Here is a 14,225-nt window from a genome sequence, read left to right as displayed (position 1 = left end):
ACTTTTATAACCCGGTACGGTTGCATTCGGGTATTGGGTATCAATCACCGATTTCGGTGGAAATGATCGGTTAGATGATGTCCACTTTTTACAGGCAAGATCACTCGCTAAAGTCAGCTCGTTAATTCATTTGTTAGACCACCATGCAAATACCGAGAATCCTCGAAATGGCCATACGCTTTCGTACCGCAATCGAAAGTATTCCTCCATAGGCAAGGCCAATTGGTATGCGGAGCTTTCCAAATGGAGCATGTGGCGACACTGCACTACTATTTGGAGCATTCTTGGTTGATCGCGCTATACCTGGCTTCCAATACATCTGCGGCGAACGAGGGAGCCAGGCGAATAACACTTGGACCTCACACGCATGGTTACAACGCGACGATCTTGTGATTGACCTAACTGCAGATCAATTTCCCGATGCACCAGCAGGCATCATCGTATCGAGCCCATCAATGTGGCACATGCAATTCATTACAGAGCCAGGACAAGAATCAGACTTCCGAAAATGGAGTGGCTATGGCGCTGACTTGCTTCATCCAATGTACTCAAGGGTGCTCAGCGTTCTTCAATCCCGCTCAAATTGACTCAAGGTATCTTTAATTAAGCTGTCCTTCATAAAAGCCCACACTGCGGGCTTTTATGTTTTTTGGTTATAAATATATTTTTATATATTATTTATTTGAATTTAAACCGCTTGATATATTGCAATCCAACAAGGTTATTGAAGGATTGAGATGTATAAGTGGTCAAAGATTATTCCGGTAGCGGTCGCTTTTTCGTTTGGTAATGCGTGGGCGACCGATGGTTATTTTTCGCATGGCTATAGTGTTCGCTCTCAAGGCGTGGGTGGCGTGGGCATCGCTTTGCCACAAGATGCGCTGGCGGCGGCAGCCAACCCGGCTGGCATGGGGAAGGTCGGGAGTCGTGTGGATGCGGGCGTGACCTGGTTCCGGCCTGTGCGTGAAGCTGAAATCAAAGGCAATACATTCGGTGCTGATGGCACCTATAAAGGCAATGATAGCCAGAATTTCTTTATTCCAGAACTAGGCTACAACACGCAATATTCTGAGGATGTCACGCTGGGCGTGAGTGTTTACGGTAATGGCGGCATGAATACCGACTACAAAAAAGGGATTCCGCTGTTTAACAGTAACGGTCGCCGCACGGGCGTGGATTTGGCGCAGGTATTTGTGGCGCCGACTGTGACTTGGAAAGTGCATGAAAATCACACGCTGGGCGTGTCTTTGAACTTGGCCTATCAGCGGTTTGAGGCCAAAGGCCTGCAAAACTTTAGCAATGCGAGTAGTTCATCTGCCAACCTGACCAACAATGGGCATGATGATTCTTATGGGGCTGGCGTGCATATTGGCTGGCTGGGCGAGATCACGGATGCCGTGACGCTGGGGGCCACTTATCAGAGCCGTACTTACATGAGCCGGTTTGACAAGTACAAGGGCTTGTTTGCCGAGCAGGGTGATTTCGATATCCCCTCCACCTATGGCGTGGGTGTGGCGGTCAAAGTAACGCCGGCGTTGACACTGGCCGGGGATTTTCAACGCATCAATTACAGTGAGGTAGATGCTGTTGGTAACGCCTCTTTATCTAACTTGAGCAATGGCTTGGGTAACGATAATGGCGCCGGGTTTAACTGGCAGGATGCCAAGGTGTATAAGATCGGTGCGTTGTATCAATATAGCCCGGCGTTGATTTTGCGTGCAGGCTATAACCATGTGGACCAGCCGATTAGAGCCGGCGATACGCTGTTTAATATCCTGGCGCCTGGCGTGGTGAAAGATCATGTGTCGATTGGCGCGACTTGGGTGTTGAGTCCGCAATCCGAAGTCTCGTTTGCTTACACGCATGCCTTTGAAAATACGGTGCGTGGTCAAAACTCGATTCCTGCTGGATTTGGTGGAGGGGATGCCAATGTGCGCATGTATCAGGATGCACTAGGCGTTGCTTATACCTGGAAACTTTAAGTTTTCGTGCTTCTCTCTGCCGGGGTCGGCAGTATAATTCAAAGCCACAATGAGAATTTTGTGGCTTTTTTTATGTCTGACATATTCTTGCTGTAGGCTTGCTTTTTGCTTTTGCTAACTGAAAGCAATTCAATGAATCAAACTCAAGGGGAAGATGCATGACTGCCAATGTGAAAAAAACACCTAAATCCAAGACACCCGTAGAAGCTGCGCAACCGGTTGAAGAGTTTTTGCTGGAGCAATTGCCTATCCCCCAGGCGTTGCGTAACCACCTGACTTTTTCTATTGGTAAATCAAACTCTTGGGCCACGGCGCGTGACTGGTATCAAACCGCCGCTTTTACCGTGCGCGACCACTTGATGAGCCGCTGGGTGAATACACGTGATGCTTATCGCGACGCCAATACCAAGCGCGTTTATTATTTATCTCTGGAGTTTTTGATTGGCCGCATGCTGTCAAATGCCGCACTGAATTTGGGCATTGCACCCGATCTAAGCGGAGGCTTGCAGGAGATTGGCCAAAAGCTGGAAGGCGTGGCCGAGATGGAGCCCGATGCGGCTTTGGGTAATGGCGGCCTGGGCCGCTTGGCTGCCTGTTTTGTCGACTCGATGGCGACCATGGATATTCCCGCTACCGGCTATGGCATCCGTTACGACTATGGCATGTTTAGGCAAACCATCGAGAAGGGCCAGCAAAAAGAAAATCCTGATAACTGGTTGCGGTATCAGAATATCTGGGAGATTCAGCGCCCCGAGCATACTTGCGAGGTGAAGTTTTATGGCCGCGTGTTGCATGTACACACCGAGCGTGGCGTGGAGCATCACTGGGTTGATCATGAAACGGTGGTCGCCATGCCTTATGATGTGCCTGTGCCTGGCTATGGCACGCAGACTGTGAATAATCTGCGCTTATGGTCTGCCAAGGCTACCAATGAGTTTGACTTGAAATCGTTTAACGAAGGTAACTACGAAAAATCGGTAGAAGGCCGTCACGGTGCCGAAACCATCTCGCAAGTGCTCTATCCAAATGACACCTCCGAGTCGGGCAAGGTGTTGCGCCTCAAGCAGCAATACTTCTTTGTTTCGGCCTCTACACAGGATATTTTGCATCGCTTCACCAATTACAACTCGGATTGGAACACCTTGCCTGACAAGGTCTCCATTCAGTTGAATGATACCCACCCAGCGATTGCCGTGGCCGAAATGATGCATCAATTGGTGGATCATTATCACTTGCCTTGGGACCGTGCGTGGACGCTGGTCACCAAAATGTTTGCCTACACCAACCACACCTTGATGCCAGAAGCCCTGGAAACCTGGTCGGTGGACATGTTTGGACAATTGTTGCCTCGTCATCTCGAGATTATTTACGAGATCAATCACCAGTTCCTGCAAATGGTGAACCAGCACTTCCCGGACGATACCGGCTTGTTGCAACGTGTGTCCATCATCGATGAAACTCACGGCCGCCGTGTGCGCATGGCGCATCTGGCGATTGTCGGTAGCCATACCGTGAACGGCGTGGCCGAGCTGCACAGCGAATTGTTGAAAACCACGCTGTTTGCTGACTTCAACAAAATTTATCCTGGCAAGTTCACCAATGTGACCAATGGCATCACGCCACGCCGCTGGTTGAACCAGGCCAACCCTTTGCTGACAGAATTGCTCACCAAGCAAATCGGCACCGGCTTTCAGAAGGACCTGAGCCTGATCAAGCAGATTGAGCCGTTTGCCGAGAATGCGGCGTTCAGAAAAGCGTTCCGCGAGGTGAAAAAGGCTAATAAGCAGCGCCTGGCCGACAAGATTTTGCAGAAGACGGGTATTGCGGTCAGCGCGGATGCCTTGTTTGACGTGCAAATCAAGCGTATTCATGAGTACAAGCGCCAGTTGCTCAATGTGCTGCATGTGATCACGCTGTATAACCGGATTCGTAGCGGTCATGCCAGCCATCACACGCCACGGGTGATCATTTTTGCAGGCAAGGCGACGCCTGGCTACTGGTTGGCCAAGCAGATCATCCGCCTGATCAACGATGTGGCGGTGATGATCAATAACGACCCGGCGGTCAAAGACCAGTTAAAAGTGGTGTTTTATCCTAACTACGAGGTCAGTGCGGCAGAAATCCTGTTCCCGGGCGCCGACTTATCCGAGCAAATTTCGACCGCAGGCACCGAGGCCAGTGGCACCGGTAATATGAAAATGGCGCTCAATGGGGCCTTGACCATAGGTACGCTGGATGGCGCCAATGTGGAGATCATGGAAGAGGTCGGCAGTGAAAATATCTTTATTTTTGGCCTGACCACACCAGAAGTGGCGCAGCTGAAAGCCAGCGGCTACAACCCGTGGGATTATTACCACGGCAATGCCGAACTCAAGCAGGTGATTGATATGATCGCCAATGGCTATTTCTCGGTAGAGGAGCCATCACGCTACCAGGCCATTATTGATACCCTGTTGCACAAAGGCGATCAATACTTGTTACTGGCCGATTATGCCGCGTATGTTACCGCGCAGGAGAAAGTGGCTGCCCTGTATCAAGATCAGGAAGCCTGGTCGCGTATGGCGATTTTGAATGTGGCTCGGATGGCTAAATTCTCCAGTGACCGCACCATCGGTGAATATGCCGAACGTATCTGGAATGTGAAACCGTTCAAAGCGTAAGCGCCCGGCTTTTGCGCAAGCCCACACAAAGCAAGTCCGCTGGACTTGCTTTGTGTTTTCTGGGTACACTGCGCTCAACTTGATGAGAGAACGAACAGCATGAAAATGAAAGCCAAAGTGATATTGACTGCACTGCTCCTGAGCAATGCAGTCGGGATGCAGGCGCAGGCATTGGACCTGAAGGCGCTGGGCGACATGGTAGAAAAAGAGGTAAACAGTGCTGCCAGTGGCCGTAGCGCGAGCGGGGCGGTGAGCCAGCTCAGCGAAAAAGAAACCAGTGATGGCTTGAAACTGGCGCTGAGTCAGGGCGCCAGCAAAGCGGTGAGCATGCTGGGGGCGACGGATGGCTTTATGGGTAACCAGGAAGTTAAAATTCCGCTGCCGGATTCGTTAAAGAAAATCGAAAAAGGCATGCGCATGATAGGCATGGGCAGTCAGGCCGATGATTTGGTGCTGAAAATGAATCGTGCCGCAGAACAAGCCGTGCCCGAGGCAAAGGCCTTGTTGCTAAATTCGGTCAAGCAAATGTCGCTGACTGATGCCAAAGGGATTTTGACTGGTCCGCAAGATGCTGCCACGCAATATTTCAAGAAAACCACCGCGACTGACATGGCGGCCAAGTTTTTGCCCATCGTGCAAAAAGCCACGGCTAATGTGAAGCTGGCAGATACTTATAACAAGTATGCTGAAATGGGCAGCCAGTTTGGCCTGATCAAAAAAGAAGATGCCAATATCAACCAGTATGTGACACAAAAGGCACTGGACGGCGTCTACCTGATGATTGCCAAAGAAGAGGCTGCGATCCGTCAGGATCCGGTGGGTCAAGCCAGCAATCTGCTGAAAAAGGTCTTTGGCGCGGTCGCGCAATAACTCTGTTTGGTCCGGCCTAGCGGTTACGGGGCCGGGCTGACACAATTTGTTCATCTTGGCTTAATCAAGTCGTCATGATCTGCATCTATCCTGCGTATTAGTCGCAGGTGATGCATATGATCAGAGAAACTCATTCAACTCAAACATTCGTGGTTTGGCGTTTGCTGGATGGCAAACCAGGACATCAGCATCAGTCGCAAGGACTGGTTCAGGCCTTGCAGGCCAGATTAGCGCTACAGGTCTTTGATCTCCAGATCAAGGACGCGGGTCACGGCTGGTTGTCGTGGTTGCTGGGGCAATGGCCGGCAGGCGAGGGCTTGCCTGCACCGGATCTGATTATCGGCGCCGGTCATGCGACCCATGCCCATATGCTGGCTGCCAAACGTGCGTATGGCGGCAAAACTGTTTGCATGATGCAGCCTAGCCTGCCAGCCGAATTGTTTGATCTGTGTCTGATCCCCGAGCACGACCAATATCGCGGATTTGCCAGCTTTATTGAGACCCGTGGGGTGATCAACCATATCCAGCCTGCCAGCAAAGTGCAGCAAACCGAGCAGGTCCTGATCATGGTCGGCGGGCCCAGCAAACATTTTGAATGGGATGAGCTGGGCGTGGTGGCGCAAGTCTACGACCTGGTACGCAAGCATCCTGATCAGCATTACGTATTGACCACCTCCAGACGTACGCCGGCCAGTTTTATTTCGGCCATGCAGCGTGTCCGCCTTGCCAATCTCGAAATTGTGGCGATCACAGACACCGGGCCCGGCTGGTTGCCAGCCAAGTTGGCAACGGTTTCTGCGGCTTGGGTGACCGAGGATTCTGTTTCCATGGTGTATGAGGCGCTGACAGCACAGGTTGCCGTCGGCATCATTAATCTAACCGCCAAACGTGCCAGCCGGGTCAGTCGCGGCATCGAAAAACTCATAGACCGCCAACTGGTCACGCGTTATGACCCTTATGGCTTGTATCGCCAATTTATGCGTCCGGTGCTGGGATTTAATGAAGCCAGCCGTTGCTGCGACTTGTTACTGGCCCATTTCAACCGCCCTGCATCCAGCCGTCTGGTCTCACGATTAATCTAGTTGTTGAAGTCTGCTTTTGCGAAAACTCACGGTTTTACAAGTGCTGCCTGCCTTGCAATCTGGCGGTGTGGAGCGCGGCACCCTGGAGGTGGCTGCAGCACTGGTGGCACAAGGGCACCGCTCGCTGGTGATGTCCGCGGGCGGGCGCATGGTGGCCGAGCTTGAGGCGGCTGGCAGTACGCACTTGACCTGTCCGGTCGGACGTAAGTCATTACTGACCTTGTTATGGATTCCCAAATTACAACGCATTTGGCGGCAAATGCAGGTGGATATTGTCCATGTCCGTTCGCGCTTTCCAGCCTGGGTGGTGTATTGGGCCTGGAAAACCATGCCACGTGCACAGCGTCCGCGCTTGGTGACGACAGTGCATGGGTATTATCGGCCTGGCCGGTATAGCCGGATCATGACCGCGGGCGAGCAAGTGATTGTGATCTCAAAAACCATACAAGCCTATGCGCAAACGCACTACCAGCTTGAAAACCATAAGATGACGCTGATCTACCGCGGGGTGGATACCACTCAGTACTTCCCGGGCTACCAGCCAGAGGCGGACTGGAAGCAGCAATGGTTTGCCCAATATCCGCAGACCCAGGGCAAACGCCTGCTATTACTCCCGGCCAGAATTTCGCGCTGGAAAGGCGCGGAGGATTTTGTCGAGCTGGTGGGGGTGGTTTGTCGTCAACATAAAGATATTCATGCTTTGCTGGTGGGGGAGGTCGATACTGGCAAGCAGGCATTCGCAGCGACTTTGCAACATCAGATTGCGCTGGCCGGCCTGAGCGATTGCGTGACGATGACGGGTTATCGCAAAGACGTGAAAAATATCATGGCGATTTCCGAGATCGTCTATTCGCTGTCTTTAGCGCCTGAGGCGTTTGGACGGACCACGCTGGAGACATTGAGTCTGGGTGTGCCGGTGATTGCGTATGATCATGGTGGCGTGGCGGAGCAAATGGCTGCCTTATTACCGGAGGGGGCTGTGCAAGTGGGCAATATTGCTGAAGCGGCGATTCTGACCCTGAACTGGTTGGAAGAGCGGCCTGCGGTGCGCCCGAATACCCTGTTTACCTTAGCCGACATGCAACAGAAAACGCTGGACGTTTACCAGCGCGTCATGGCTCAGTCTTTGGATGTGAACTCATGATGTTTGCACGTACAATGTTTAAAGTCTGGCCTTCAGGATGGGCAGACAGCACTGCGGTGCGGATGCCGCCGGGCTTGGCTTGGGCTTGTACCTTGCTGGCGGTGATGATGATCGCCTGGAGTCCGTTTTCTGGCGGGGCCCGATTGCCCACCGCTTTGCTGGCCATGGTAGGCGTGTTTTTATGCTTTAGGTCGGGAGTGGCAATATTCAGGCAGTCTGTAGTGCGTCGCTGGAGTGCAGTCTTCTTGCTGCTATGGTTGCCGATGTGGCTCTCGTGCCTGCAGGCCGAACATCCCCAAGCCAGTTTGGCGGCGATAGCCTGGTTTAGCCTGCTGTATTTTGCAGCGCTCCCATTATTGCTGACATTCCAGGTGACCCGCTATCGCCAGCTGTTTGCGCAATGGGTGACGGGCATCATGCTGTTGTGGATGCTGGATAGCAGTATTCAATATCTTTTCGGCGTCGATCTGCTTGGTATTGCCAAAACACCGGAAGGCCGCATTACCGGCATGTTTCATGACTTGCACCAAGGGATTCTGATGTTACCTATGTTGCCGCTGCTGTTTTATCACTGGTTGCCCCAGCGTCCCTGGTTGGCGTGGGGACTGGTGCTAGGCGTTGGCGTGGTGGTGACGCTCTCTGGTGCCAGAGGATACTTGTATATATTTTTGCTGATGTTGTTACTGGCCTTGTGGCAGCAGCGGGCAAGCTGGAAAGTGTGGGCCGCGGTACTTTGTATGCCCTTGCTGGCTGTGGCATTGGCTGGTGCGTTGAGCCCGCAACTGGCCAAATATAAACTGCAGCATACGCAGGCGATTGCGGATACGCAGCAGTCGACGTTTGACCGCGTGAATCATGCGTTAAGCTACCGCCTCAATTTGTGGGAAACCGGGCTACACATGTGGCAGGCGCACCCGCTGACCGGTGTCGGCAGCAATCACTTCAAGCGTGTTTATGCCGAGTATGCCACGCGCAGTGATGACCCTTTTGTGGCTCACCCTACCCATACGCATAATATTTATGTTGAGTGGCTGGCCGAAACCGGCCTGGTGGGTGGCATCGGCCTGATCGCGATTATGGGGTTATGTGTGGCCTGGTTCAGGCAAGCGGCGCGTCCGCTACAACAGCAAGCCTGGCCTTATGCTTTACCACTGATGGTGATTTATTTTCCACTCAACACCACGCAACCCATGCTGGTGCCTTGGTGGTTTCCAGTGCTCATGCTATTGGTCTGCCTCATGATTGCAAGTCTGCAAAGGGATCAGGATGCACAAGCAAGCTAGGCTAAAGAGTTATCTGGATGCTGACTGTCTGTCGGATTCACTCGATCAGACTGTGGTCTGCGATTTGCCCGCCCGTCAGGAGATCAAACGCATCTTGATCATCAAGTGGGGCGGTATGGGCGATATTGTCATGAGCACAGCCGCCATCGAAGATATTCACCAGGCGTTTCCACAGGCTGTCTTGCATTTAAATACCTTACCAGCCTGGCAGTCCCTGTTTGCAGATGATCCTCGATTTGAGCGCATCTGGTGCTTGAATCTGCAGCAAACATCAGGGCGTTGGCGTATTTACCGGCAGTGGCTGGCTGAAGTGGCAGCCATGCAGTATGACTTGATCATTGATTTGCAAACCAATGATAAAAGCCGGCTGTTACTGAGCCTGTTGCGATTGAGTGGTCGCGCGCCCAGGTGGCTGTTGGGCAATCATGCGCGCTTTCCCTACACGGTCCGTCAAATTCATGCATTGCCGCAGGCCCATAGTTTTCAAATCTTGCAGCAGACCTTAATCACAGCAGGCATCCCCGCCCTGACCACTGGACCAACATTGGCTGTGAGTGCTGCTGCGCAAACGGCTGCCCAGCAGTTGTTAAGCCAGCATGGGCTGACGTCTCAGCCTTTTGCGGTATTTTTATGTGGTAGCCACGCCGGGATGGCGACCAAGCGCTGGGGCGCCGAGCACTATGCTGCGCTGGTGGCACATTGTATTGCGCGTGGGGAGCGTGTGGTATTGCTGGGCGGGCAAGATGAGGCCGAGACGTGTCAGCAGATTGCCAGCCGTCATCCTGCGCAGGTGGTGAATTTATGCGGGCAAACCAGCTTGCTGGCCGTGCCCGCCATTTGTGCGCGGGCGCAATATATTGTTGCTAACGATACCGGAACTGCGCATTTGGCGGCAACCACCCCTACGCCCATGGTGGTGCTTTGTGGGCCGACCAATCCACTGCGGGTCAAACCGGTAGGCGCGCAAGTTGTCGCCTTGCAACTCGATTTGCCTTGTAAAAACTGCTATGCCAAGCAATGCAGCCACCACTCTTGCATGCGACAGTTGACGCCCGCGCAAGTATTCCCTTATTTGCCAGAAGTGAAGCGCCATCATGCCTAAGGTGATTTGGTGGGGGCGTTCAGACCTCAATTATTCCCGCAACCGTATCAGTCGGCAATTGCTGCAGGCCTTGGGCTGCCAGCTCATCGACTTCAGGCCACATCTGAGTGGCTGGGGGGATGTTGAAGCGCAGTTAAAAGGCCTGCCTACGCCCGACCTGGTGTGGGTGCCCTGTTTCAGGCACAGAGATGTTGAAGCCGCCAGCCGCTGGGCGCGCAGACGCGGTGTGCCGCTCGTATTTGACCCCTTGATCAGTGCCTGGCAAAAGCAGGTGTATGAACGGAACAAGTTTGCTGAGCAGAGCCCGCAAGCACAGCGCTTGCTCAGCACCGAGACAAAGTGCTTGCAGTTGGCGGATATGGTGTTGCTGGATACGGCGCTGCAACAGCAGATGTTTATTGAACGTTTTGGCTTGTCAGCAGAAAAAACCGCGGTGGTCTATGTAGGCGCGGAGCAGCCACTGTTTTCGCCGGTGTCGCTGGTTAAGCCCCGACCCCTGAGCACAGAAGTCTTGTTTTATGGCAGCTTTATTGCGCTACATGGGGTAGAAACGGTGATTGAAGCCGCCAGACTGACGGCGGCTCAACCGCATCTGCGTTGGGTGTTGTTGGGCGATGGCCCGACCAAGGCGGCGGCACGGCAGCAAGCGGCGGGCTTGGCTAATGTGCATTTTGAAGACAGTTTGGCCTATCCCAATTTGCCAGGCCGGATCGCCAAAGCGGATATCGTGCTGGGCGTGTTTGGCGGCTCGCAAAAGGCCGCGCAGGTCATTCCTAATAAAGTGTTTCAGGGCCTGGCCTGTGGCCGTCCCGTCATTACGCGCAACAGTGACGCTTATCCGGCGGCGATGCCCAACGGACCATTGAGCGGTTTATGGCAGATCGAGGCAGCCAATCCTGCCGCCCTGGCCGATGCGGTCATGCAATGCGTGAATAGCCAGCAGGACAAAAAATTGGCAGCACGTACTTTATATACGCAGTACTTTTCGCCTGCGCAGTTAGAACAGCAACTCAAAGAGGCGCTGGTCAGACTCGGCTTGTCCTTTGAGTGCAGGTAAGACAGCCCGATGACCAGCGCTCAACCCCGCATCCTCATGGTTACGCTGTCCAATATTGGGGACGCCATCCTGACGACGCCGGTACTGGCAGCCCTGCATGCGCACCTGCCAGAAGCGCGCATAGACCTCGTGAGTGATGTCCGTTCTTCAGCCTTGTTTGACCCCTGTCCTTATATTGACCGTATTTTCGTGCGCGACAAACGTTCAGGCTGGGCGGGCTATGTGCAATTGATTCGCTTGTTGAGAAAAACCCGGTATGACGTTCTGGTTGATCTGCGCACGGATTTTTTGCCCTATCTGCTGCGGGCAAAGCAAGTGTTTAAAAAACGTTCCAATGCCAGCACCATGCACCTGCACTCAGCAGAAAAACATTTGGCGGCCGTGCAGACGTTAGTCGGCGATCTGCGGCCCAACGCAACCTTGTGGGCCAGCGAGCAAGATCATGCCTTGGTTGCAGACCTATTTCCCATGCTGGGGCAAGGGCGCTGGTTGGCGATCGGGCCGGGCGCAAATTTTGCCGGTAAAATCTGGCCAGTCGAGCGTTATGCAGCGGTGGCCAATGCGCTTGCAAATGCAGTCTCGGGCGTGGTGTTGCTGGGTTCGCAGGCGGATGCCGCCCTCGCACAACGCTTTGTTGCACTGGCTCAGCTGCCTGTGCAGGTGGCGTGCGGACGATTAAGCTTGCCGCAGTCTTATGCCTTGCTGCAAAAGTGTGATGGCTATCTTGGCAATGACTCCGGGCTCGGGCATATGGCCGCCGCGGCGGGTTTGACGAGCCTGACCTTGTTTGGCCCGGGTTCGCCGGTCCGTTATTTGCCCTGGTCTCCACAAGCGCACTTTATTCAAGATGCACAACAGGATATTCTCGGGATTGGTGTAGAGGCCGTGGTGGCTCGTCTGCAGGGCTTGTTGGCCGAGATGACTGTCGATGCCCAAGTCCAATCTCATATAGGCTCCTCTGATTCAAGGTCGCCCAGCGCTCATAAAAACCATTAGTCTTTACCATGATCAATCACACTCCCAGCGCGTATGCGCAACTGACCAGGCTCATGGCCTATCTCAAACCTTATTGGGCCACTTTTTGTCTGGCGCTGGTTTGTCTGGTGATCTTGTCAGCCAGTAATACCGGTTTTCTCAGTACCATCAAGCATGTGACGGATGAAGGCTTCACCACGCAGACACAGACCTATGCGCGCTTGACGCTGGCGGCGATGCTGGGTGGCTTGTTGCTGGTGCGTGCATTGGCAGGCTTTGGTTCCAATTACCTGATCAGGATTGTCGGCCGCCGCGTTATCGAGGATGTACGCAATCAGGTTTTTGCACACATGCTTAAGTTGCCTGCCAGTTTTTTTGATCAGCACGCCATTGCCAATATCACCACCAAAATGACGTTTGATTGCGAGCAGTTATATAGTGCGGTCACCAAAGTCATCATCTCCTCCATTCGCGATAGCTTGACCATTATTGGCATCGTCTCTTATATGCTTTATCTGGATTGGAAACTGACGCTGGTGTTTTTGCTGCTGTCGCCGCTGATTGCCAGATATCTGAAAAAAATGACGCCTAAATTGCGTAACTCTGGCCGGCAGGTGCAAGCCAGCATGTCAGACATGACACAGGTGATTGAAGAGGCCGCAAGTGGACAGCGCGTGGTCAAGGTGTTCAGCGGCGAGCAGTATGAGTATGAACGCTTTAGCCATATCGTTGCCACTAACCGGCAAATGATGGTCAGGTTAGGGCGCATCTCTGGTTTAAACAGTATGTTTGTCGAGATGTTAGCGGCCGTTGCATTAGCCATGGTGATCTATTACTCCGCTGGCCAGTTTACTGCCGGTGAGTTTGCGGCTTTTATTGGCGCCTTGCTCATGCTGATTGGTCCGGTGAAAGCGATTACCTCTGTGAATGAAGATGTGCAAATTGCGATTGCCGCCTGCCAAAGTGTGTTTGCCGTGCTGGATACGCCTGCCGAAAACAATCAGGGTCAGGTGGTTTTGGCTGAGCCCATCCGCCAAATTCGCTTTGAGCAGGTCACTTTTCAGTATCCGCACGCGAACAGTCCGGCGCTAAAAGAGCTCAACCTGACCATCCATGCTGGTGAAACGGTGGCCTTGGTTGGCATGTCAGGGGGCGGCAAGTCTACACTGGCGCATTTGTTGCCCCGTTTTCATGAGGTGCAACAAGGGCAGTTACTGATCAATGATCTCCCTATCCAGCAACTGGCGCTGGCTGAGCTGCGCCAGCAGTTTGCATTCGTCAGTCAGGAAACCGTCTTGTTCAATGACAGCATTTACCACAACATTGCCTACGGCAGTTTACGTGGGGCCTCTAAAGAGGCGGTGATTGCAGCAGCAAAGGCGGCACATGCCTGGGAGTTCATCGAAAAACTGCCACAACAACTGGACACGCATATTGGTGACAGGGGCTTGCGGCTCTCCGGCGGCCAGCGTCAAAGACTGTCGATTGCGCGCGCCATGCTTAAAAATGCCCCTATCTTAATTTTGGATGAAGCGACGTCCGCACTCGATAATGAATCCGAACATAACGTGCAGGCCGCACTGACCCAGCTCATGCAGGGCAGAACCACCATCATGATCGCGCACCGGCTCTCCACCATTCAGCATGCCAGTCGAATTATCGTCATGGATGGTGGTCGTATCGTTGAAGAAGGCGTGCACGAGCAACTCATGCAGGCCGGCGGCAAATATGCCACGCTCTACCATCTCTATGGAAAAAGCAAATAACAGTTGACACTGTTTTTGAAAGTTTGCTATAGTCTCACCTCTCGACGCAACACATGTTTTACAAGTCGATTCGGACGCGGGATGGAGCAGTCTGGCAGCTCGTCGGGCTCATAACCCGAAGGTCACAGGTTCAAATCCTGTTCCCGCAACCAAGCAAAAATACGTTTTAAAATTAAATGAATTTGATGCTTGACCGAACGAAAAACCTCTGTATAATGCGCGCTTCGCTTGAAACGTTGGAAGTTAAAACGGAAGAGCGAAAAGCCTTCGAGGCACTGTTCTTTAAAAATTAGGATGACTGATA

The 14,225-nt window shown here is 53.0% G+C and carries 11 protein-coding genes and 1 tRNA gene; 11 read left to right on the top strand and 1 reads right to left on the bottom strand.

Annotated elements, in window-relative coordinates:
- The first annotated feature begins 737 nt into the window (after positions 1–737).
- The 11 genes from ACFQ1T_RS14365 to ACFQ1T_RS14315 all read left to right on the top strand — a co-directional run bounded on the left by ACFQ1T_RS14365 (position 738) and on the right by ACFQ1T_RS14315 (position 14,073).
- Positions 738–1,982, top strand: coding sequence for an OmpP1/FadL family transporter (locus ACFQ1T_RS14365; protein ID WP_379078013.1), 1,245 nt, complete (start codon positions 738–740; stop codon positions 1,980–1,982).
- 158 nt (positions 1,983–2,140) lie between these two features.
- Positions 2,141–4,642, top strand: coding sequence for a glycogen/starch/alpha-glucan phosphorylase (locus ACFQ1T_RS14360; RefSeq protein ID WP_379078010.1), 2,502 nt, complete (start codon positions 2,141–2,143; stop codon positions 4,640–4,642).
- Positions 4,643–4,741: 99 nt separating this feature from the next.
- Positions 4,742–5,512, top strand: a complete 771-nt coding sequence (locus ACFQ1T_RS14355; protein ID WP_379078007.1) for a DUF4197 domain-containing protein — start codon at positions 4,742–4,744, stop codon at positions 5,510–5,512.
- Positions 5,513–5,628: 116 nt separating this feature from the next.
- Positions 5,629–6,594: a mitochondrial fission ELM1 family protein gene (locus ACFQ1T_RS14350; RefSeq protein WP_379078004.1), complete on the top strand. Its 966-nt coding sequence runs from the start codon at positions 5,629–5,631 to the stop codon at positions 6,592–6,594.
- A 16-nt stretch (positions 6,595–6,610) separates the two neighbouring features.
- Complete coding sequence (locus ACFQ1T_RS14345; protein ID WP_379078001.1) at positions 6,611–7,738, top strand: glycosyltransferase; 1,128 nt, start codon at positions 6,611–6,613, stop codon at positions 7,736–7,738.
- Positions 7,735–9,021 carry an O-antigen ligase family protein gene (locus tag ACFQ1T_RS14340; protein ID WP_313987290.1) on the top strand — a complete coding sequence of 429 codons (1,287 nt, stop codon included), beginning with the start codon at positions 7,735–7,737 and terminating at the stop codon, positions 9,019–9,021. Before ACFQ1T_RS14345 ends, ACFQ1T_RS14340 begins: the two co-directional genes overlap by 4 nt.
- Complete coding sequence (locus ACFQ1T_RS14335) at positions 9,005–10,123, top strand: glycosyltransferase family 9 protein (protein WP_379077998.1); 1,119 nt, start codon at positions 9,005–9,007, stop codon at positions 10,121–10,123. The genes ACFQ1T_RS14340 and ACFQ1T_RS14335 overlap by 17 nt, the downstream gene beginning before the upstream one ends.
- On the top strand, positions 10,116–11,180 hold the full coding sequence (locus tag ACFQ1T_RS14330; RefSeq protein WP_379077995.1) for a glycosyltransferase: 1,065 nt from the start codon (positions 10,116–10,118) through the stop codon (positions 11,178–11,180). Before ACFQ1T_RS14335 ends, ACFQ1T_RS14330 begins: the two co-directional genes overlap by 8 nt.
- A 9-nt stretch (positions 11,181–11,189) precedes the next feature.
- Positions 11,190–12,176 (top strand): glycosyltransferase family 9 protein, encoded by a 987-nt coding sequence (locus tag ACFQ1T_RS14325; protein ID WP_379077992.1) that lies wholly within the window; start codon positions 11,190–11,192, stop codon positions 12,174–12,176.
- Between the two features lie 8 nt (positions 12,177–12,184).
- Positions 12,185–13,921 carry a lipid A export permease/ATP-binding protein MsbA gene (gene msbA, locus ACFQ1T_RS14320; protein ID WP_379077989.1) on the top strand — a complete coding sequence of 579 codons (1,737 nt, stop codon included), beginning with the start codon at positions 12,185–12,187 and terminating at the stop codon, positions 13,919–13,921.
- A gap of 75 nt (positions 13,922–13,996) precedes the next feature.
- A tRNA-Met gene (locus ACFQ1T_RS14315) sits at positions 13,997–14,073 on the top strand.
- Here the strand turns inward: ACFQ1T_RS14315 and ACFQ1T_RS14310 are convergent.
- Positions 14,044–14,225, bottom strand: a 182-nt coding sequence (locus ACFQ1T_RS14310) for a hypothetical protein (protein WP_379077987.1), incomplete at its 5' end; no start/stop codon positions are given. The two genes, ACFQ1T_RS14315 and ACFQ1T_RS14310, sit on opposite strands and share 30 nt — an antisense overlap.

The organism is Methylophilus glucosoxydans (genome assembly GCF_042676145.1).
GTDB lineage: Bacteria > Pseudomonadota > Gammaproteobacteria > Burkholderiales > Methylophilaceae > Methylophilus > Methylophilus glucosoxydans.
Note: the sequence above shows the minus strand (reverse complement) of the source record. Positions and strands in the feature narration are given on the sequence as shown.